The organism is Motilimonas pumila (assembly GCF_003596335.1).
GTDB lineage: Bacteria > Pseudomonadota > Gammaproteobacteria > Enterobacterales > CBDFNC01 > Motilimonas > Motilimonas pumila.
The window spans coordinates 1-1215 of sequence record NZ_QZCH01000099.1 but is presented as its reverse complement, the minus strand read 5'-3'; the positions used below and the strand labels follow the sequence as shown (position 1 = coordinate 1215).

The following is a 1215-nucleotide window of genomic DNA, read 5'->3' as shown; positions in this document are numbered from 1 at the left end:
ATGGACTCGTTGCGGTACAAGCGAAGTGGCATTTTGACTTTCAAGCCAACACAATAAAACATCGCAGAGTGCTTTCCATACCCCGCTTAGGAAGGGAAGTTCGGAGCCATAGGCGGTATCAAATTTACGAGTCCCAATATCAATGGGCAATACTGGAATATCAACGGCTCACGCACAACGCTGGACTAGGGAAATTATGAGGGGATCCGTCAGCGCCTCATTAAGAGGCAAAAAATTGTTGGCTAAAATTAGCGACGAAGGAGCAAAAGCCAACTGTTTTTTGTCCTTTTGAATGACTTGTTATATGCCGATTAACTCTGAATCTTGCCATACATCTTCGTGACTACCAGCTACTAAAAACCTGTGACCCGGAGGCAATGCTAAATAAGGCTCTATTTCAGGTAAGTATTTATTAATATGACTTACGTGCAACGGTTTGAAAAAATCAGGGTCGTCACTCCATTCTTCACCGCACCAAATATACCAACCACAAGTTCCATTTTCAGCGACTTGCCTTAAACCGTTTATGGGAAGTTTACCGATAGTTTCAATAGCAATACCTAATTTGTCGGAATCACTACAAGGTGAATATTCCGTTTCAAATTTAGCACAAATATCTTGCGGACTACTCATCAGTTCCCTTAGGCATATAACGCCCACATTAAGCGGACTAAAATTGTTGGCTAAAATTTGTGAGGAACGAACAATAGCCAACTGTTTTAGTTCCGTTTAAATTGACTTGTTATGTGCCCTATTACTCAGAATAACCTTCTGTAAATAGATCCATTTGCCCATTAACAAATTCCATTATTTGATCATATTTCATCTCGGTAATTTTACCTGCAACTACAAAACAAAATAAGTAGGCAGAAACAAAGTGAAACTTATATTGATACTTAGACCGCTCATCATATGACCAGTCTTCTTTTACCATTTGATCCGTTGCATCGCTCATTTCATTAATTAGCGCAGTATTGTTCATATTCTGGCGCTTAGAGTAAAATATGGATGCCAGCATATACATATTTCCAGAAGGAATCCCTCCATCTGAAATTGCATTTAGAGCTTCTGATAATGCTTCTTCGACTTCAATAAGCCACTTTTTCATGATAATCCTCTAGCTCGATGAACGGGCACATAGACATAATGATTCCCTGTGCACAGTGTCGACCTCCTGCATTTATCGTGGGTTAGCTAGGCCAGTGCCACACTGTT

At 40.1% G+C, this 1215-nt stretch carries 2 protein-coding genes; both read right to left on the bottom strand.

Translation table 11 applies throughout. The features are described from left to right. Positions 1-300: 300 nt before the first annotated feature. A complete protein-coding gene (locus D1Z90_RS20650; protein WP_119912648.1) occupies positions 301-633 on the bottom strand; it encodes an immunity protein Imm33 domain-containing protein in 333 nt (110 codons plus the stop codon). Between the two features lie 121 nt (positions 634-754). After that, positions 755-1108, bottom strand: a complete 354-nt coding sequence (locus D1Z90_RS20645; protein WP_119912647.1) for a hypothetical protein — start codon at positions 1106-1108, stop codon at positions 755-757. Between the last annotated feature and the right edge of the window lie 107 nt (positions 1109-1215).

Excerpts from the sequence above, each read along its gene's own strand:
- D1Z90_RS20650 (WP_119912648.1), bottom strand. The coding sequence starts at position 633 with ATGAGTAGTCCGCAAGATATTTGTGCTAAATTTGAAACGGAATATTCA.
- D1Z90_RS20645 (WP_119912647.1), bottom strand. The coding sequence starts at position 1,108 with ATGAAAAAGTGGCTTATTGAAGTCGAAGAAGCATTATCAGAAGCTCTA.